The following is an 18176-nucleotide window of genomic DNA, read 5'->3' as shown; positions in this document are numbered from 1 at the left end:
CCTAGGGTGGTTTTTTTCGTGATAACACTCGTTTTTAGCCGTTTTTCAACTCGCCACTGGCTTCATTATCACTGGCAAACGTATCGTCATCGGTATGCCCTAACCACTTAGATGTGATCGTTCCCGAAGTCATTGCGCCATTCACGTTAACAGCTGTTCGTCCCATATCAATCAAAGGCTCTATGGAAATCAACAAGCCCGCAAGTGCTACTGGCATGTCTAACGCAGACAATACTATTAGGGCAGCAAACGTCGCACCACCACCAATTCCTGCAATACCAAACGAGCTAATGGTCACAATCGCCACCAAAGACAAGATAAAAGAAGGATCAAGTGGGTTAATACCTATGGTCGGCGCAATCATCACCGCCAACATAGCAGGGTACAAACCAGCACAGCCATTTTGCCCCATGGTGGCACCAAAAGAAGCGGAGAAGTTGGCTTCGCCGTCACCGTTACCTAAGCTCTTAGTTTGCGTTTCAATATTTAATGGAATCGTGCCAGCACTAGAGCGTGATGTGAACGCAAAAAGCAGCACAGGTGACACCTTTTTCAGGTAACGAATTGGCGAGATGCCATTAAACGCCAACAAGCACAAATGCATCACTAGAATTAACGCCAAACCAACATACGACGCGACAACGAAATTCAACAAAGTCAAAATGTCAGACACATTAGAGCCGGCAACCACTTTGGTCATTAGCGCTAAAATACCGTAAGGCGTTAGGCTCAATACCATGCGCACCAATGTACGAACAATGGCTTGTGATACGTCGACAAAGCGCTCGAAAACCTCACCAATTTCCGGCTGAGTTTTCGCTACTTTCACACCAGCCACACCAATAAAGGCGGCAAAGATCACTACCGCAATGGTCGACGTTGGACGACTACCTGCTAGATCCGCAAACGGATTACCAGGGAAGAAAGAGCGAATCATATCCGCAAAAGACACATTGGCTAAACCATCTAAACGTGTCTCCAAGGCTTCACCGCGAGCCATTTCACGAGCGCCCTGTACAATGCCGTCTGCAGACAGACCGAATAAGTTGCTGACAAACACACCAATCAAAGCCGACACAGCCGTGGTTGCCAACAAAATACCAATGATGGAACCAGACATCTTACCCAAAGAGCCCGTGTCTTTTACCTTAACGATCGCACCGATAATTGACACCAAAATCAACGGCATAATGATCATCTTCAGCAAGCTGACGTAACCAGAGCCGACAATGTTCACATACTCAAGCGTGTCTGTAATAGGAGCACTACCAACGCCATAAATGAACTGCAATATCGCACCGAACAACACCCCTAAGCCCAAACCGGTAAACACACGTACAGACAGGGATTTTTCGGATTTTTGCTGGCGAAACAAGACCACCAACAAAACCACAAACACCGCCAAATTGAGAACGGAATACAACATAATTACACCTTAAACATTCATCCTATACATCGACATTAAATGCGCTTTACTCCATGTAAAACGACACAGGTCGACAAAATCCGCGCCATGGTAACAAAAGCCTGACCAAATGGATAAGATCGATTTTCATTAATCTATATAAAGAAAAGTAATAAGCAAATCGCAAAAATGTGTAAGAAAAAGGCAGGTAATTTTCAAGAAAAAAAGCAAAGTAATTAAGAGCATTGTTTAAGACTCTTTTAATGAGAATTAGGCTTTTAAAAGGCTCTTGAGAAAATGGTTTTTAGTTAATCATAGAAATAAAAAAGCCCTAGTAAGTACTAACCTACTAGGGCTTATTTTATATGGTGGGCCTGCCCAGACTTGAACTGGGGACCTGCCGATTATGAGTCGGATGCTCTAACCAACTGAGCTACAGGCCCGAAAAGCGGAACGAATTATATCGACAAGCGATGATGATGCCAAGCTGTAATGCCATTTTTGCGAGTAAATTCACGCAATTAGCCAAAGAGGCAATGTCATCGTCTGCGGATGAATGTGTTAAGAGGCTTTACGTATAGCCCCTGGCGGGACGCCCATGACTTTTTTAAAGCTACGCCGAAACGCGGCTTCACTTTGATAACCTAGTTCATCACTCAGTAATGCTAGATTTTTATCGCCATTTTTGAGTCTTTGTGCCGCTACTCGCATCCGCCACAAGGTAAGATACGCCATAGGTGTCATCGAGAGAGTTTCACGAAAGGCGCGACTGAAGCTGGAACGAGACATACCTGCCAACGCCGCTAAATCCTCAAGTTGCCATGGCTGTTGCGGTTGCTCATGTATGGCGACAATGGCGCGAGCCAACTTTGCGTCACTTAACCCTGCTAATAAACCAGATGGTATCCGATTAGTTTGCATAAAGAGCCGCAACATTTGTACTAACAGGGCTTCTGCCAAACGTTCTAAAACCACTTGTGAACCACAACGCGCTTGAATAAATTCTTGTATCAAAATGCTATTTAGAGGCTGAAGCTGCTGTCCAATCTCGTCTTTTGGTGAAATTTTTACCCAAGGTAACGCATCATCTAGTAAGGGATTTAGTGCTTTGCTGGCGAAATCGTATTCGCAGATTAATAACTGTGCAGAGGATTGAGCATCAGTAGGGGTTAAGGTAAATACCATACCGGATGCAAGCCACACCCCTTCGCCATGACACAGTGTCAGCGGTTTGCCATGCTGATCACGTAAGCTCACTTCACCTTCTAACCCATAAAGCCAATAACACGCGGCACTTTTCAGTGGTAATTGCTGCGCAGTGATCGCGCGAGTCACACTGGTCACGGCCGTCGCTCTGGGTCGAAAGGCACTTAGCACGGAAGACAATCTATCCATATCAATTACTCATTAAAAATACGATCTGCAACACTTATGACACTTTAAGGCACCTATCGTATCACTTAATCTTCTATGATGTCTTCATGGTTAAATCATCAACAAGAGGACGCATTATGTCTACACTGACCACAAAGGTATTAAAACCACAACAAGCCACTCCAGAGCTCAACCTCGACACATTACAAGGTAAATGGAGCCTTGCCGACCAAGCACCAGAGTTCTTTACGATGGTGGTAGTCTATCGCGGTCTACATTGCCCAATCTGCAAAACCTACCTAAAAGAACTCAGTCGCTTATTGGAAGATTTTAAAGCCAAAGGCGTGAACGTATTAGCATTGAGCTCTGATACTAAAGAACGTGCTCAACAAGCTTCAACAGAATGGGAAATTGAAAACCTACCATTGGCTTACGGCTTAACGGCTGAGCAGTCTCAGGATTGGGGATTACATCGCAGTGCGGGTCGCGGGCTCACCAGTATCGGCATTGAAGAACCAACAGAATTTACCGAACCTGGCTTATTTCTCGTGCGTCCAGATGACACTTTATATTGGAGCAACATCAGCACCATGCCGTTTGCTCGCCCGCATTTTAAAGAAGTGCTTGGTGCGATCGATTTTGCCATCAACAAAGATTACCCAGCGCGCGGTGAATTGGTGTAATTCGTATAAACGGATAGATTCTATCGCTCAAAAGGATTTGATCATGATGTGTTGTGGGCCTGATGGCCCACCTTCATATAAAGTTTGCGTATCCTTGAAGCCCGCTTTTTCATAACAAGCCTTGGCGGCTGTATTGAGGCAGTTCACGGTTAAAAAAATATGTTTATATCTAGCGTATTCTTCCACAAGGTGATCGTCTAGGCACTGTAAAGCCTGACGAGCAAACCCTTTTCCTTGATAAGCTTGATCAATGAAAAATTTTCTCAAACCAAGGTCATGAATGTCGGCAAAATCATGGGATTGGCTGAACACGGTATCCAATATGAAAAAGCCAACGATCTCGTCTTGATCACAAATGATATAAGGGCGTATTTGTGCATTGACCAGCGCTAGAATATCCACCACTGGCCCAACAAACCTTTGTTGTTCTGGCAACACCTTGAGATCAATGACTCGACCCACATGTTTGGTGGTCATTTTTTCTATTCGAATCAAATCGCTGGCTCCCAATGAATGCCCTATTCTTTTATCTAGTATATAAAAGCACATTAGATAAAAGAACAGGCCGATCTGCGGCCTGTTCTTTTAGTATCATGCTTAAGGTGTGTGTTGCGTGAAAGACGCTTCCCCAACCATTTTTTGAGGCGCGTTATCGTTAATGGTCAACACGGCATCACAAGCACTGATAATGACGGCACCAGCAATCTTATCTTCGTTACTTTCATGCTCAAGATTCAAGACAAAATCCACTTTATCACCAGGTGAAACCTGTATCGGTATGATCATACCGCACGACGCTGAAAAGCTGCCGCCACCTCCGAAAAGCTCAATTTTACCGCCTCCTTGCATCAAATTTACTACCATGGTTAAGGCTTGATCAGCGGGAATATCAAGCTCGTAGCTGGTCTGATCGGGCTTAATGATATGATAGCCATCCCAAGTTTCGTCTGCATTCTTCATATCAATGCGAACGTATTCGTTGTTCATTAAACTACTGTCTTCCATAAAGCCAGTTACGGTTACAGTAAAACCTGCTTTGGGCATATTATCAGGCACTGCAATTTTGGACGCACAAGCTGTTAATCCTAACAGAACCCCCAAGAGCAACGCGTTCTTAACCAATTTCATATAGATCTCCTTATTTTTTCCTTAAACCAGTTACAAAATATAACGCTATTTAAAGACATCGAAAAGTCAATTTTATGACGAACACTTTGTTATGGGTTAAATCGATGTGGAAGGCTCAAAGGAGGTAATGCCCTTGTTGAAGTAATGTTGATACAACTGATAAAAACGCGTTACGTGAACTGGCTTTTCACCTTTATATTGATGCAAGAAGTAAAAATGCCAGCTTCGCCCCCTTAAATCGGGCAACACTCTCACTAAACCTTCTTGTTGCAGATGGGGATTAGCAAGAAACTCAGGCAATAAAGCGACTCCCATATCGTTCAATACGGCTTCTAACGCTGTTGTTAGTGTGTTGACCTTAGCGCTGTGTGGTACAGCAACACGTTGCTCATGACGATAGTCATCGGAAAAAATCTGCAACTTAGCACGATGCCAAGCTGTGCCTATGTACTTATGTTCTGACAAATTATTAATGGAAGTCACGGCACCGTATTGTTTCAGGTAACGTGGGGAGGCACAGAACACTTCAGAGACTGTGCCTATGGATAAAGCACGATAATCGCAATTTTTGATGTCACCGCCAAAAATGGCTGCATCCAGATTATGCTCTATTAAATCTTGCCACTTCTCAGTCACCACCACCTCTGGGGTTAACTTGGGAAACTCTAAACACAATTGCTTCAAGGCTGGTATAACAATGCCTTTTTCAAAAAAAGGTGGCACCGACACCTTAAAGTGTCCACTGGGCTGGTCTTTTTCACTGTCCAGCTCAGTCAAGGTCATACTCAACTGCTCGCTCAATAATTCACTGCGCTCCAGTAAACGCTCACCCGCCGACGTTAAGACAACGCCTCTTGTGTTCCGAATTAATAATTGATGACCAAGCGACTCCTCTAGACGCTTGATCTGCTGACTAATGGCCGATTTACTCATGCCTAACTTTTTAGCCGCGGCGGTAAAAGAACGTTTGTTCGCTACTTCAACAAAAATTAGCAGCAATGGAGCCAATTTCACAGTATTCATATATTTAAACAACAAGTTAATTTAATGGATATTGTCCACTATCAATTACAACCCTAAGCTATGTCAACAAACTCAATTCAGGAGATGCAATATGCCCAGTTACGTAGTCGTTGACTTAACCCCGTTAGATAAAGATAAACTCGCAGAATACAGTGCATTAGCAGCAGAGACTTTTGCCCCTTTTAATGGTCATTTTATTGCTAAGGGAGCCCTTGAAGTATTGCATGGCGATGCCTTACATCCTATGAAAGCCATTATTGAGTTTCCTGATAGAGAAAGTGCAAAGGCTTGGTATGAAAGCCCTGCTTATCAAGCTTTGATTCCGTTACGAGGACAAGGCATGGCGTGCCATTTCCACTTAATTTAACGTTTATTAGATTAAGGCCGTTTTAGAACAAATTTGACCTCAAGAATAAACGCCTTACTCTAATACAGAGACATAAAGCCTCTTGATGGCACCAGTCAGCAAGAGGCTTTATTTTTAAAACCTTCCAACACTTTTATATACAAATCGTCCGCAATGCTTAAGCACGAATTAAGCAAGGTATCACCTTAACAAACAGAGACGAGTCCTCTACCGATGTATCTAAATAAAAGCATATTGTCCTTTGGGCCTGATGATGATCTGGATTATCCTAATCATGACCAAGTTTCATTACCTTTTCTCTGTCTTTATGGTTGAATGGCGCTAATAAAATTTAGGCCAGTAAAAGACAGTAATGAATAATGTAACCCTACTCGATGGCGGTATCGGCCGCGAACTTAAGCGCATTGGCGCGCCCTTCTCACAACCACTGTGGAGCGCACAAGCATTATTAGAAGCCCCTCATTATGTTACCCAAGCACATGAGAACTTTATTCAAGCAGGGGCAGAAATAATCACAGTAAACAGCTATGCCTGTGTGCCTTTTCACCTTGGAGAATCACGCTATCGCCAACAAGGTGCAGAGCTTGCCCAACAGGCGGCCATCATAGCCAGAGACGCCGCAAACAAAGCACCTCATCCAGTTCAAGTCGCAGGCTCACTGCCACCACCTCTTGGCTCTTATCGACCAGACTTATTTGAACAACAACAAGCCTTGGACATTTTAACAACCCTGTTTACGGCACAAGATGAATATGTGGACTTATGGCTTGCCGAAACCATTGCCAGTATTGAAGAAGCGCATGCCGTTGCTGACGTGCTAAAGGATTCCACAAAACCTTGTTATTACGCCTTCACTTTGAGTGATGAACTGGCAGAAACGGCAAGATTGCGCTCTGGGGAATCCGTCTCTGCTGCACTAGACGCCATACTGTCCCAAACAGATCAGACAAAAGCATTACAAATAAAAAACGCTGACGGTATTTTCTTTAACTGTTCCGTACCTGAAGTCATGGAACAAGCCATACGTGATACCACCCGTTTGTTAGAAAAGTACGAGAGACCGTTAAACATAGGCGCTTACGCCAACAGTTTTATCCCTATATCGCAGGGCCATGAGGCCAACTTAACAACACAAGGGTCTCGTCATCTATCGCCAGAAGAATACCTTGGCTTCGCGAAAAAGTGGCACCAACTCGGTACGAACATCATCGGCGGTTGCTGCGGTATTGAACCCAGCCACATTCAAGCGCTGGCAGAATGGAAACTAACTCTTTAAAAACAAAAATGCCGTTACGATTTTCATCGTAACGGCATTGTATTTTGCTTTATAAACCGACTATTTTAGTCTTGGTTGATGAAGTAATTAATCACATAGGCAGGAAGATCGGCAGCTGGCACAACTACTTGTTCCATAGTGTCACGATCACGAACCGTTACAGGTGCACCTTCTTTTTCGATGGAATCAAAATCGACGGTAACACAAATCGGTGTACCCACTTCGTCATGACGACGGTAGCCTTTACCCACGTTACCAGTGTTTTCATAAAGAATACGACCCAAGCCCAGTTTTTGAAGCTTGTTTTTCAGCTCTTTCGCTAAGGCGACGATTTCCGGCTTGTTCTTTTTCAATGGCAAGATAGCGACTTTGATCGGCGCTAGATGAGGCTTGAACTTAAGCACAGTACGAGTTGAACCGTTTTCTAGCTCTTCTTCTGTATAGGCTTCCGTCATCACCGCCAACAAACCACGGTCTAAGCCTGCAGAAGGCTCGATGCAGAAAGGCACTTCCCACTTATTGGCTTCCAAGTCACGTACCGCCAATTTCGCAGTAGAGTGCTCGTTCTTCTTCACTTTCGCAGAAAGACCGAACTCGTCTTGTGCTTTGGTGTGCGAACCTAGGTCATAGTCCGTACGGTTTGCCACACCTTCTAATTCTTCAAAACCATGTGGAAACTTGTACAAGATATCCACAGTCGATTTTGAATAGTGCGCCAAGTCATCACCCGTTACATATTCAAACTGGATATTTTCTTCTGCTAGACCTTGATCCAACCACCACTGCTTACGGGTTTCTACCCAGAATTCGTGCCATTTTTCATCTTCACCAGGCTTACAGAAAAATTCCAATTCCATTTGTTCGAACTCGCGAACACGGAAGATGAAATTACGTGGTGTGATTTCGTTACGGAAGGACTTACCGATTTGCGCAATACCAAATGGCAACGCTCGTGATGTTGAATCCACCACGTTTTTAAAGTTCGTAAAGATACCTTGCGCGGTTTCAGGACGAAGGTAAGTGTAAGACTCTTCATTCACCATAGGGCCGACGTTGGTTTTGAACATCAAGTTGAAATCACGAGGCTCAGTCACATCAGCAGAGCCACAGTTGTCACACACTTTAATGTCTTTCATGTGGTCAGCACGCATACGTGACTTACACTCATGGCAATCCACCATAGGATCGGTGAACGTGTCTTCATGACCCGAGTACTTGTAGACGTGTTTGTTTTGGATAATCGCAGCATCCAAACCTTCTACATCATCGCGCTCATAAACCATGGAACGCCACCAGGCCGCTTTTAGGTTGTTTTTCAATTCAATACCTAACGGACCGTAATCGTAAGCGCCCTGCATACCACCGTAGATTTCACTGCCTTGGAAAATAAATCCGCGACGTTTACAAAGGGAGACGAGTTCATCCATCGTTTTAGCTGGCATTTCTAAACACACCTTAAGCAATATTCGTTAAATAATAGACACTCAAGCACTAAGCGAGTGTCAAAGAGGAGTAATAGCCGCCCATTGTACTCTTTGACCGTAATTCGCTCAATGCCGATGTAAAGCCGATTAAAGGAATGTAAAATCTTAGTTGCATGAGTTATATAACTGGAAATTAAACGCACAATAGGATAGAAATACACCTTATTTGCACATTTATATCATAAGGCTGTCTCAAAGATGCGAACTTCCGCTTCACCTTATACTTTTATACTAGGCGCTATGGGGTTAATTCCCTTCTTGTTTGCGACTTATTTAAGCTGGACCAATCAAACATTTTTCGATCGCTCGGGCTTATATTTGTTCATTACGTATGGTGCCATCATCTTGAGCTTTTTGTCCGGCACCTTGTGGGGACAATTTGTTCATCGCGAGTCCAGCCCATTAAGTGTCTACCTGCTGATCTCCAGTAATATGGTTGCCGTCGCGGCTTGGTTCTCTCTGTTGCTGGATATTCAAGTTTTGTCGATCGCGCTGTTGTTCCTAGGCTTCATTAGCACCTTTTGGGGCGAAGCCAGATTTGCCAAACAAACCCATTCTGAAAATTCGCCTTACCTGACCATGCGTTTTGTGCTGACGCTGATCGTCTGCGTACTGCATCTATTGGTTTTTTACCCAAGTTACTAATCTGATTTTCGTTTTCCTGCGTAAGGCTTTATAAGGCCGCAAATTGCGGCCTCCCCCTGCAAGGAGACAAGATGTTAACCATATTCTATGATGGCAAATGCCCTTTGTGTGCCGCCGAAATGAAGAGCTTGGCTAAGTTTGACACCAACAACCAGCTTATTTTAGAAGACTTACACGCCGATGACTTCCAACAACGCTTTCCTCATATTGACCCTATCGCGGCAGATCAAGTACTACATGGCCAGCTTGATGATGGCCGAGTCATCAAAGGCTTAGACGTTACTTGTACGGCATGGAAGCTGGTTAACAAGCACCCATGGTTGCAAATATTAAGATGGCCAGTTGTTCGTTTATTTGCCGATAAAGCCTATCTGTTTTTTGCCCGTTACCGTCATCCTATTTCCGCTTTTGTAAGCGGAAAAAAACGCTGCGAAAGCTGCCAAACGGATCGTTGTGACCTTTAATTAAGGAGCCATGTTATGTCAACTTTTCACGGGTTAGTAATCGGGGCCAGCAGCGCAATAGGTCAAGCCATTATAGAAATGTTAGAGCAAGACCCAGCATGCAGCGGTATCACTGCGGTCTCTCGTGGCGCTAACAGCCAACTCAACACCAGCAAAGTTCACTCTCTAGCCTGTGATTATCAACAAGAAAGCATTGAACAGGTGTGCCAAGAACTGATGGCTTGGCAAGGCCACATTCATAAGGTCTTTATCTGTAATGGCATACTGCACGACGACACCATGCAACCGGAAAGAAAAATAGAGAGTGTTAATGCCGCCCAAATGGCTGCCAGCTTTCAAGCCAACAGCATTACACCTATGTTGTGGCTAAAATCCCTACTGCCTGTATTAAAGGGCACAACAGCGACACAAGTAGCAGTCTTTAGTGCTCGGGTGGGCAGTATTTCCGACAACAAAATGGGCGGTTGGTACAGCTATCGCGCCTCCAAAGCAGCATTGAATATGCTGATTCAAACCTCCGCAGTTGAATACGCCAGACGCGCGAAAAACGTCAAGTTAATCGCTTTTCACCCTGGCACTACGGACACGCCTTTATCACAACCCTTTCAGCGCTCCGTTCCGGAAGGCAAACTTTTCACTCCTAGTTTTGTCGCGCAACAATTGCTCAATTTAATGAATAACATTCCCATGGATAATCAAGCGGCCTATATGGATTGGAATCATCAAGCAATCGACTGGTAAGGTCATACCATGTCCAAACTGAGAAAAAGGCGTGGCTGTTCACTGCTCGCAGACGGCGATCTATGCACCATGCCACGGCCTTGTGAAGCCGGCCAATCATCGCCTTTCATCAAGGCCACATCGCCGACACTTAAGCAATTAATACGACCTTGATTCAACAATCCAGAGTTGTGATCTTTGACATTACCGCCTCGCCCTAATCGTTTCCGCTGTACCTAATACAATGCGACATGTCTTTATTGCAATAATGGGTCATCTTTAGGTAGGTTTTTCTGTATCCACAAAGCCAATTTATGTTTCATGTTTGGCAAATCTTCTTTATCCGCTGGCAGGGCCACCACTAATTTATCCAACACAAGCAAACGATAAATTGCTTCCACTTTTTCATTAGCGGACATGGTCGCTGAGAAACCAGCATAACCACGTTTCAGGGCATACTTTTCTCCCACTTGAATGGCTTTTTTGCTCAGCGCCGCCTCATTTTTCATTTTTTTCATTTGGCTTACCTTCTTTTGCTGCTGGTAATGGTGTTGCATCAGATTGTCGACATATAAACATAAAACCCAGTAAAACCAATAGAGTATTGTGAAAAAACCGGCATTTCACCCTAGAAAAAGACCAATCAAAAAGAAGAAAAAACACTAATCCCTCCAATTATTGTCGACAATGTATCTTGATAAACCCTAAAAATACGACTATAAAGAGACATATTGTCAACAATATAGATATTTTACCTATGAGCCAAATCGTTCCGATAAAGTCTGCCACACTGTCTGAAGACATCGCTCAGCAATTGATCAATGCCATTGTGACAGGCGACATCCCCCAAGGCAGCAAGATCTCTGAACCAGAGCTAGCGAAACAATACGGCATCTCTCGAGGCCCACTGCGTGAAGCTATCGTCAAGCTAGAAGGATTAGGCTTGGTGACGCGTACCGCCAATGTAGGTGCTCGGGTCATCGAGCTCAATTTGGCCGACATGCTAGACACCTTCACTATGCGCGAAGCATTAGAAGGAATGGCGGCCAGATTAGCCGCTAGCCGTATGCCATCAGCAGGGGTAGACAGCTTATATGCCCTGCTCGATAAACATCAGGCTTTCTTAGACGCCAACCAAGACGAACATTACGCGCAACAAGGCGGCAATGATGATTTTCACTTGCGCATTATCCAAGCCAGTGGCAACCAGAAACTCATCCGTTTATTGAGCCACGAGCTGTATGCAGTAATCCGCATGTATCGTCATCACACGGCCGACCAACGTAGCGACCCGCGCCAAGCATTGCGCGAACACAAAGCCATTCTCGATGCGATTGCAAATCAAGAAGGCGATTTAGCCGAACTGCTAATGCGTCGCCATATCAGCCGAGCTTGCCGTTTATTACAACAAGCCATGGAGCAATCCACTCACTCAACCCAGTAAACAATAAAAAAAGGAAAACACCATGAGCCGACTCTCTGCTGGCGCCAAATTTAGACAGGCCGTGACGGAACATTCCCCACTACAAGTGGTGGGTGCCATCAATGCTTACTGTGCCATGATGGCGGAACAAACTGGCCATCATGCCATTTACCTTTCAGGAGGCGGTGTCGCTAACGCGTCTTATGGCCTACCGGATTTGGGGATGACGGACTTAAATGACGTGTTAGAAGATGTTCGTCGCATAACTGCCGCGTCAGAGCTGCCGTTACTGGTCGATATCGACACTGGGTTTGGCGGCGCATTCAATATTGCTCGCACCATTGAGCAAATGGAAAAAGCAGGCGCTGCAGCGGTTCACATTGAAGACCAAGTTCAACAAAAACGCTGTGGTCACCGACCAAACAAAGCCATTGTTAGCCAAGCCGAAATGGTCGATCGCATAAAAGCCTGTGTTGATGCTCGTAGCGACGACAATTTTGTAGTGATGGCCAGAACCGATGCACTCGCTGTGGAAGGCATGGAATCGGCGATTGACCGCGCTATCGCTTGTGTTGAAGCCGGTGCCGATATGATCTTCCCCGAAGCCATGCTGACATTGGAACAGTATCAGGAGTTTGTCAGTGCCGTGAAAGTACCAGTGCTTGCCAACATTACGGAATTTGGTGCCACGCCATTATTCAGTAAGGAAGAGCTAGCCACAGCCGGCGTTGATTTGGTGTTGTATCCATTAAGTGCCTTTCGCGCCATGAATAAAGCCGCGCTGAATGTGTATCAGCATTTATTACAAGATGGCCATCAGCAAGCTGTGGTTGACCAAATGCAAACTCGTAACGAGCTCTATGAGTTCCTTAACTATCACGATTATGAAGACAAACTAGACCAGCTCTTCACTAAAAAATAGCAAAAAAAATAGCCCAACAAACAATCAGACAATTATTGAATAGAAACAAACCGCTAGACACGATTCTCAAATAACACCAACGCATTCCTTGAGTGCCGCTTGGTGACAATAAAAAAGGAGATAGGCAATGGCAAAAGTACTTTCAGGCGCAGGATTAAGAGGTCAAAGCGCTGGTGAAACCGCACTCTGTACCGTCGGTAAAGCGGCAGCAGGACTGACTTATCGTGGCTATGATATTGATGTATTAGCCGACAAAGCCAGCTTTGAAGAAGTGGCGTATTTATTACTCTATGGCAAACTCCCCAATGTGTCAGAGTTACAAGCCTACCAGCAACAATTGATCGCTTTGCGCCCCTTACCAGACGCCTTAAAAGCGGTACTTGAGCTGGTTCCGAAAGACGCGCACCCTATGGATGTGATGCGAACAGGCTGCTCGTTTCTAGGCAACCTTGAGCCAGAAAAGACATTAGAAGAGCAACAGTCAACAGCAGATCGCTTAGTCGCTACCCTGCCCGCTATGGTGCTGTACTGGTATCGTTTTTCACACGATGGTGTGCGCATTGATACTCATAATGCCCATGAGCCCTCTTTGGCTGGGCATTTCTTAACCATGCTGCACGATGATACGCCAGACCCTTTGCATACTCAGGTGATGAATGCGTCATTGATTTTGTATGCAGAGCACGAATTCAATGCCTCGACCTTTACCGCACGAGTGTGTGCTTCTACGTTATCGGACATGCATTCTTGCATTACCGGCGGCATTGGCAGTTTACGTGGCCCTTTACATGGTGGTGCCAATGAAGCCGCAATGGACATGATCGAAGATTGGCAAACACCAGATGAAGCTGAAGCCGCTTTATTAAAGATGCTCGCCAATAAAGACAAGATTATGGGCTTTGGTCATGCCATTTACAGCGAACGCGATCCTCGTAATGACATCATAAAAAAATGGTCAAAACAGTTAAGCGATGCTGTGGGCGACACATACCTCTATGCGGTTTCGGAACGTTGTGAAGAAGTCATGTGGCGTGAAAAGAAACTCTTCTGTAACGCGGACTTCTTCCACGCCAGTGCCTACCGTTTTATGGAAATCCCAACCAAACTCTTCACCCCGATTTTTGTCTGCTCCCGCGTTACGGGCTGGGCAGCACATGTCATGGAACAAAGAGCCAACAATCGTATTATTCGACCAAGTGCCGACTACACAGGGCCTGATCACGCTGAGTGGATCAATCTAGAAGATCGCCCATAAAGAATACATATTAAAAATAAGGATAAGATATGAGTGCTAACGTTGATTTAAACAATCGCCCAGATTATGACAAAGTGATTCAAGACATCGCTGACTATGTATTGAACTACCAAGTCAGCAGCCAAGAAGCGCTGGATACGGCTCGAAATTGTCTGATGGATACCTTGGGCTGTGGCTTATTAGCGTTACGGTTCCCAGAATGTACTAAGCATCTCGGGCCGATTGTACAAGGCACCATCGTTCCTAATGGTGCCCGTGTGCCAGGAACTTCATTACAGCTTGACCCAGTTAAAGCGGCTTGGGACATAGGCTGCATTATTCGCTGGCTAGACTACAACGACACCTGGTTAGCCGCAGAATGGGGACACCCATCAGACAACCTTGGAGGAATATTGGCAGTAGCGGATTTTATTTCTCAACAAAAGGTTACGCAAGGAGAAGCTCCTTTAACCATGCGTGAAGTCTTGGAAGCTATGGTAATGGCACACGAAATCCAAGGTGTCCTTGCTCTGGAAAATTCATTTAACCGTGTGGGCTTATGCCACGTTTTGCTCGTACGTGTGGCATCCAGTGCCGTTGTCACAAAAATGATGGGCGGTGACCGTGAACAAATCATGGCGGCCATTTCGCAAGCTTGGGTTGATGGTTCTGCCCTACGCACTTATCGTCATGCTCCGAATGCAGGCTCGCGTAAATCATGGGCTGCTGGCGATGCCACATCTCGAGCGGTGCGCTTGGCCGACATGTCAATGCGAGGCGAAATGGGCATTCCAAGCGTGCTAACGGCTCCACAATGGGGCTTTTACGATGTGTCTTTTAGCAAGACCAATAAAGATCAAGCCGTTAAACCGGTTGAACAAAGACAGTTTTCTCTTTCACAGGACTATGATGCTTATGTGATGGAAAACATTCTCTTTAAAATCTCCTTCCCTGCCGAATTCCACGCTCAAACCGCTGCAGAAGCAGCCGTTACCTTGCACCCTCAGGTAAAAGAGCGATTAGGAGACATTGAGAAAATCGTCATTCGCACACATGAATCAGCCATTCGTATCATCTCCAAGGTAGGGCCACTTGCCAATGCGGCTGATCGTGACCATTGCTTACAATACATGACGGCAGTTCCCTTGGCCTTTGGTAACTTAATCGCCGAACATTATGAAGACGATTTTCACCAGGCCAATCCCATTATTGACGAACTCCGAGATAAAATGGACATTGTTGAAGACCCTCGTTTTAGCGCGGAATATTTGCAAGCCGATAAACGCTCTATCGCGAATGCCATTCAGGTCTTTTTCAAAGACGGTTCCAGCACGGATGAGGTGGTAGTAGAGTATCCTATTGGTCATCGTCGCCGTCGCGCCGAAGGCATTCCTTTACTAGAGCAAAAATTCCAAAACAATTTAGCAACGCGCTTCCCTAGCGGTCGCTGCCAAACTATTTTTGCCCTTTGCAAAGATCAAGCTGCTCTCGAAAACACGCCAGTTAATCGCTTCATGGATTTATTTGTCATTTGACTTCACTCACCCAGTAAATAAAAAAGTGACAGAGAGCCGATATTATAGGCTCTCTGTCACTGTATTCTCTCAAGCCTTCATTTTTACCATGCTGATGTGCTTCCCCTCTCAATGAAGGAGTAATCTTGTCAGAAAAATCCCTATCCAATAACGACTGTTTCCTACCCCTTTGTCAGACTCCAAGCAGCCATTTTTTCACTTAAGATGACACCCTAAAAAGGTTCATAAAAATTTACAAAATTTTTTCTTAAATGAAAATAAACACACAAGAAACAAGGGTATTTTTTCAAAACTCTAATTTAAATAGATTTATTTTCATATATAACAATAATTTACACACGAAAATAAAATCTTAATATTTTTTTAAATTAAGAAAGTTTAAGTAAATATTTGTGAACTTTTTTATAGAGCGGTATATTGCCCCTTTCTTAGATATCAATGCACTTTAAACACAATGAGGACGTAATTGGCATGATCTCAACTTTTAAAAAAGCCTCTCTGCCTAAACAACTAGGTATAGGTACATTAGTGGCCGTATTGGTTTGTTTCACTATTTTGGTGTTGGTCATTGGCCAATTATTCAATCGTGAGATCAGCAACATTGTCACCGATCACCAAAGGAAAGAAGTGGAACTGGTTGTCGAACGCCTGAACAGCCGTTACGACACCTTCGTTCGCATCGCAGGCTTTAACAACAATCTGATCAATATGACTCTACAAGACTTGCGTGTGAACCCAACGAACAGCACACAAGTAAAAGGCATGATGCTTCCCGGCTTGCAATTAGGTGACAAGCAAATAAATGGTAATAGTCAGGTTATGACAGACATTGCCAGCGCAGCTGGGGCCGACATCAGTTTAGTGGTGGCAAAGCAGGGTAAATTTTATCGCGCCGCCAGTTCGGATGTAAATTTGCCCATTGATCTTCAGTCCAATTCCAAGGCCATAACAGGGTTACAAACGGTTAAACGCTTCGTTGGCCGAACCATTATCAACAACAAAGAATACTTTGCGTCATACCAACCAGTGCAATATCAAAGCAACGTATTCATAGAACAATTGTACCCTTTTGACGCCATCGTCCAGCCATTGCGTAACTCTCTAAACAAAATGGTGTTTGGTAAAACCGGCTACATTTATGTGGTTGAGGCCAGCAAGGAAAAAGAAGGTTTATTGGTCATTCACCCTTCTGAAGAAGGCAAAACACTCTATCAGCTAAGTAGTGAACTGACCGATACCTTTAAAAAACTATTCCAGTCTGAAAAAGGCGTCATTCATTACACCTTAAAAATAGCCGGTAAAGGCGAAACACCTCGCCCTTCTAAGGTTGTGTTCCAAGAAGCCTCTAAATGGGGCTGGGTTGTGGCGTTAAAATCATACGATGACGAATACGTCGAAGTGGTCAATCATGTTCTGCTTATTGTCACTGTCATTGCTCTCATTGCCGCCCTTGCCTTGACCCTAATTTTAATACTCTTTATCCGTAAAGCTCTGGCTCCGTTACAAGAGATGTCTTCTGCTATGTCCGAATTAGGCAAAGGCAACCTTACATTCCGATTCCAGAGAAATGCCAGCAAAAACAGTCAAAATGAAATCGATGCTTTGCAAAATGACGCGATCAAAATGCGCGATAATTTAATTGAGCTGGTGTCGAACATTCAAACCTCAAGTGAGGCTTTGCTGGCATCAACATCTGGTATTTCAAATGCAAACAAGGACTTAGTACAAAGTGCGGATTCTAGCCAAGACGCGAGTGCGCAAGTCAGCTCCGCTATCACTCAAATATCCACATCAATCGAAGAGGTGGCACAAAGCTCTAATCAAGTTTCCGAGCAATCCGCTAAAGTGTCACACCTGACCACACAAGGCCATCATGCCGTTAAGCAAGTGGAAGAAACCGTCAGCATGTTGTCCTCGGCCTTTACGCAAGCCTCCAACACCATTAAATCAGTCGAGCATAGCTCGAAAGACATTGGTGAGGTCGTAACGGTCATCAACAATATTGCTGAACAAACCAATCTGTTGGCTCTAAATGCCGCCATTGAAGCTGCACGAGCAGGAGAGCAAGGGCGTGGTTTTGCAGTGGTTGCTGATGAGGTTCGCGTGTTAGCCCAGCGCACACAAAGTTCAACAGAGGAAATTCGTAATGTGGTTGATCAGCTTCAGAGCAATAGCCAGTCGGCAGTAACCGACATGGAACAAGGGTCTGAACAAGTAATGAATAGCATTGAGCAAACTCGTACAGCGGACCAACTCTTAGACGACATTCTGAAGTCCATTCAGGAAGTCGAAATGGGCATAAGTAATGTGGCGGCTGCGACGGAAGAGCAGAGTGTCGCATCCACTCAAATTCGCCAAAACGCAGAAGACTTGCAACATGCAGCCATGCAAACTCAAGCCATGGCCAATACTTCACAGGGGCACAGTCAAAACATTGAACAACTGGCCAACACCCTACAAAAAGACTTATCGAGTTTTACGATAAAATAACGT

At 44.7% G+C, this 18176-nt stretch carries 18 protein-coding genes, 1 tRNA gene and 1 pseudogene; 11 read left to right on the top strand and 9 right to left on the bottom strand.

Annotation, left to right across the window (positions count from 1 at the left end; all coding sequences use genetic code 11):
• Positions 1 to 34 precede the first annotated feature (34 nt).
• The 3 genes from DFP76_RS04295 to DFP76_RS04285 all read right to left on the bottom strand — a co-directional run bounded on the left by DFP76_RS04295 (position 35) and on the right by DFP76_RS04285 (position 2800).
• A complete protein-coding gene (locus DFP76_RS04295) occupies positions 35 to 1426 on the bottom strand; it encodes an L-cystine transporter (RefSeq protein WP_113873434.1) in 1392 nt (463 codons plus the stop codon).
• A 345-nt stretch (positions 1427 to 1771) separates the two neighbouring features.
• Positions 1772 to 1848, bottom strand: a tRNA-Ile gene (locus DFP76_RS04290).
• A 118-nt stretch (positions 1849 to 1966) separates the two neighbouring features.
• Complete coding sequence (locus tag DFP76_RS04285; RefSeq protein WP_113873433.1) at positions 1967 to 2800, bottom strand: helix-turn-helix domain-containing protein; 834 nt, start codon at positions 2798 to 2800, stop codon at positions 1967 to 1969.
• A 116-nt stretch (positions 2801 to 2916) separates the two neighbouring features.
• Here DFP76_RS04285 and DFP76_RS04280 point away from each other — a divergent pair, with 116 nt between their 5' ends.
• Positions 2917 to 3462 (top strand): peroxiredoxin-like family protein, encoded by a 546-nt coding sequence (locus DFP76_RS04280; protein WP_113873432.1) that lies wholly within the window; start codon positions 2917 to 2919, stop codon positions 3460 to 3462.
• Between the two features lie 27 nt (positions 3463 to 3489).
• On the opposite strand, the gene DFP76_RS04275 is transcribed toward DFP76_RS04280, so the two are convergent.
• From DFP76_RS04275 to DFP76_RS04265, 3 genes are all read right to left on the bottom strand, one after another.
• Positions 3490 to 3957 carry a GNAT family N-acetyltransferase gene (locus DFP76_RS04275; RefSeq protein ID WP_113873719.1) on the bottom strand — a complete coding sequence of 156 codons (468 nt, stop codon included), beginning with the start codon at positions 3955 to 3957 and terminating at the stop codon, positions 3490 to 3492.
• 102 nt (positions 3958 to 4059) lie between these two features.
• The gene (locus tag DFP76_RS04270) at positions 4060 to 4590 is read right to left on the bottom strand and encodes a hypothetical protein (protein ID WP_113873431.1); all 531 of its coding nucleotides are present in this window, start codon (positions 4588 to 4590) and stop codon (positions 4060 to 4062) included.
• Positions 4591 to 4686: 96 nt separating this feature from the next.
• Positions 4687 to 5613, bottom strand: coding sequence for a LysR family transcriptional regulator (locus tag DFP76_RS04265; protein WP_113873430.1), 927 nt, complete (start codon positions 5611 to 5613; stop codon positions 4687 to 4689).
• Positions 5614 to 5704: 91 nt separating this feature from the next.
• Between DFP76_RS04265 and DFP76_RS04260 the strand changes: the two genes are divergently transcribed.
• Entirely contained in the window at positions 5705 to 5980 is a 276-nt protein-coding gene (locus DFP76_RS04260) for a DUF1330 domain-containing protein (protein WP_113873429.1), read from the top strand.
• A gap of 352 nt (positions 5981 to 6332) precedes the next feature.
• Positions 6333 to 7256 (top strand): homocysteine S-methyltransferase family protein, encoded by a 924-nt coding sequence (locus tag DFP76_RS04255; RefSeq protein WP_113873428.1) that lies wholly within the window; start codon positions 6333 to 6335, stop codon positions 7254 to 7256.
• A 65-nt stretch (positions 7257 to 7321) separates the two neighbouring features.
• Here the strand turns inward: DFP76_RS04255 and DFP76_RS04250 are convergent, their stop codons facing one another.
• Complete coding sequence (locus tag DFP76_RS04250; protein WP_113873427.1) at positions 7322 to 8698, bottom strand: glycine--tRNA ligase; 1377 nt, start codon at positions 8696 to 8698, stop codon at positions 7322 to 7324.
• 240 nt (positions 8699 to 8938) lie between these two features.
• On the opposite strand from DFP76_RS04250, the gene DFP76_RS04245 reads away from it, so the two are divergent.
• From DFP76_RS04245 to DFP76_RS04235, 3 genes are all read left to right on the top strand, one after another.
• A complete protein-coding gene (locus tag DFP76_RS04245) occupies positions 8939 to 9385 on the top strand; it encodes a DUF3429 domain-containing protein (RefSeq protein WP_113873426.1) in 447 nt (148 codons plus the stop codon).
• Between the two features lie 71 nt (positions 9386 to 9456).
• Positions 9457 to 9849: a thiol-disulfide oxidoreductase DCC family protein gene (locus tag DFP76_RS04240; protein ID WP_113873425.1), complete on the top strand. Its 393-nt coding sequence runs from the start codon at positions 9457 to 9459 to the stop codon at positions 9847 to 9849.
• A gap of 15 nt (positions 9850 to 9864) precedes the next feature.
• Entirely contained in the window at positions 9865 to 10590 is a 726-nt protein-coding gene (locus DFP76_RS04235) for an SDR family NAD(P)-dependent oxidoreductase (protein WP_113873424.1), read from the top strand.
• A gap of 2 nt (positions 10591 to 10592) precedes the next feature.
• Here DFP76_RS04235 and DFP76_RS04230 read toward each other — a convergent pair.
• Together DFP76_RS04230 and DFP76_RS04225 are read right to left on the bottom strand one after the other, a co-directional pair.
• Positions 10593 to 10778: pseudogene (locus tag DFP76_RS04230) on the bottom strand (DUF1826 domain-containing protein); the annotation flags it as partial.
• Between the two features lie 48 nt (positions 10779 to 10826).
• Positions 10827 to 11087 carry a DUF5062 family protein gene (locus DFP76_RS04225; protein ID WP_013797384.1) on the bottom strand — a complete coding sequence of 87 codons (261 nt, stop codon included), beginning with the start codon at positions 11085 to 11087 and terminating at the stop codon, positions 10827 to 10829.
• Between the two features lie 239 nt (positions 11088 to 11326).
• Here DFP76_RS04225 and DFP76_RS04220 point away from each other — a divergent pair, with 239 nt between their 5' ends.
• From DFP76_RS04220 to DFP76_RS04200, 5 genes are all read left to right on the top strand, one after another.
• Positions 11327 to 12013 (top strand): GntR family transcriptional regulator, encoded by a 687-nt coding sequence (locus tag DFP76_RS04220; RefSeq protein ID WP_113873422.1) that lies wholly within the window; start codon positions 11327 to 11329, stop codon positions 12011 to 12013.
• 22 nt (positions 12014 to 12035) lie between these two features.
• Positions 12036 to 12914 (top strand): methylisocitrate lyase, encoded by an 879-nt coding sequence (gene prpB, locus DFP76_RS04215; protein ID WP_113873421.1) that lies wholly within the window; start codon positions 12036 to 12038, stop codon positions 12912 to 12914.
• A gap of 127 nt (positions 12915 to 13041) precedes the next feature.
• A complete protein-coding gene (prpC, locus tag DFP76_RS04210) occupies positions 13042 to 14169 on the top strand; it encodes a bifunctional 2-methylcitrate synthase/citrate synthase (RefSeq protein ID WP_113873420.1) in 1128 nt (375 codons plus the stop codon).
• 29 nt (positions 14170 to 14198) lie between these two features.
• Entirely contained in the window at positions 14199 to 15683 is a 1485-nt protein-coding gene (gene prpD / locus DFP76_RS04205; protein WP_113873419.1) for a 2-methylcitrate dehydratase, read from the top strand.
• Between the two features lie 471 nt (positions 15684 to 16154).
• On the top strand, positions 16155 to 18173 hold the full coding sequence (locus tag DFP76_RS04200) for a methyl-accepting chemotaxis protein (protein ID WP_113873718.1): 2019 nt from the start codon (positions 16155 to 16157) through the stop codon (positions 18171 to 18173).
• Positions 18174 to 18176: the final 3 nt, after the last annotated feature.

Origin of the sequence: Marinomonas aquiplantarum (assembly GCF_003314975.1) — a bacterium.
In the GTDB taxonomy this organism is placed as follows: domain Bacteria; phylum Pseudomonadota; class Gammaproteobacteria; order Pseudomonadales; family Marinomonadaceae; genus Marinomonas; species Marinomonas aquiplantarum.
The sequence above is the reverse complement of the archived record's forward strand: the minus strand, read 5'-3'. Positions and strand labels throughout refer to the sequence as shown.

Bases quoted from the DNA above. Each gene is read 5' to 3' on its own strand.
- DFP76_RS04295 (WP_113873434.1), bottom strand. From the start codon at position 1,426: ATGTTGTATTCCGTTCTCAATTTGGCGGTGTTTGTGGTTTTGTTGGTG.
- DFP76_RS04285 (WP_113873433.1), bottom strand. From the start codon at position 2,800: ATGGATAGATTGTCTTCCGTGCTAAGTGCCTTTCGACCCAGAGCGACG.
- DFP76_RS04280 (WP_113873432.1), top strand. From the start codon at position 2,917: ATGTCTACACTGACCACAAAGGTATTAAAACCACAACAAGCCACTCCA.
- DFP76_RS04270 (WP_113873431.1), bottom strand. From the start codon at position 4,590: ATGAAATTGGTTAAGAACGCGTTGCTCTTGGGGGTTCTGTTAGGATTA.
- DFP76_RS04265 (WP_113873430.1), bottom strand. From the start codon at position 5,613: ATGAATACTGTGAAATTGGCTCCATTGCTGCTAATTTTTGTTGAAGTA.
- DFP76_RS04260 (WP_113873429.1), top strand. From the start codon at position 5,705: ATGCCCAGTTACGTAGTCGTTGACTTAACCCCGTTAGATAAAGATAAA.
- DFP76_RS04255 (WP_113873428.1), top strand. From the start codon at position 6,333: ATGAATAATGTAACCCTACTCGATGGCGGTATCGGCCGCGAACTTAAG.
- DFP76_RS04250 (WP_113873427.1), bottom strand. From the start codon at position 8,698: ATGCCAGCTAAAACGATGGATGAACTCGTCTCCCTTTGTAAACGTCGC.
- DFP76_RS04245 (WP_113873426.1), top strand. From the start codon at position 8,939: ATGCGAACTTCCGCTTCACCTTATACTTTTATACTAGGCGCTATGGGG.
- DFP76_RS04240 (WP_113873425.1), top strand. From the start codon at position 9,457: ATGTTAACCATATTCTATGATGGCAAATGCCCTTTGTGTGCCGCCGAA.
- DFP76_RS04235 (WP_113873424.1), top strand. From the start codon at position 9,865: ATGTCAACTTTTCACGGGTTAGTAATCGGGGCCAGCAGCGCAATAGGT.
- DFP76_RS04225 (WP_013797384.1), bottom strand. From the start codon at position 11,087: ATGAAAAAAATGAAAAATGAGGCGGCGCTGAGCAAAAAAGCCATTCAA.
- DFP76_RS04220 (WP_113873422.1), top strand. From the start codon at position 11,327: ATGAGCCAAATCGTTCCGATAAAGTCTGCCACACTGTCTGAAGACATC.
- prpB (WP_113873421.1), top strand. From the start codon at position 12,036: ATGAGCCGACTCTCTGCTGGCGCCAAATTTAGACAGGCCGTGACGGAA.
- prpC (WP_113873420.1), top strand. From the start codon at position 13,042: ATGGCAAAAGTACTTTCAGGCGCAGGATTAAGAGGTCAAAGCGCTGGT.
- prpD (WP_113873419.1), top strand. From the start codon at position 14,199: ATGAGTGCTAACGTTGATTTAAACAATCGCCCAGATTATGACAAAGTG.
- DFP76_RS04200 (WP_113873718.1), top strand. From the start codon at position 16,155: ATGATCTCAACTTTTAAAAAAGCCTCTCTGCCTAAACAACTAGGTATA.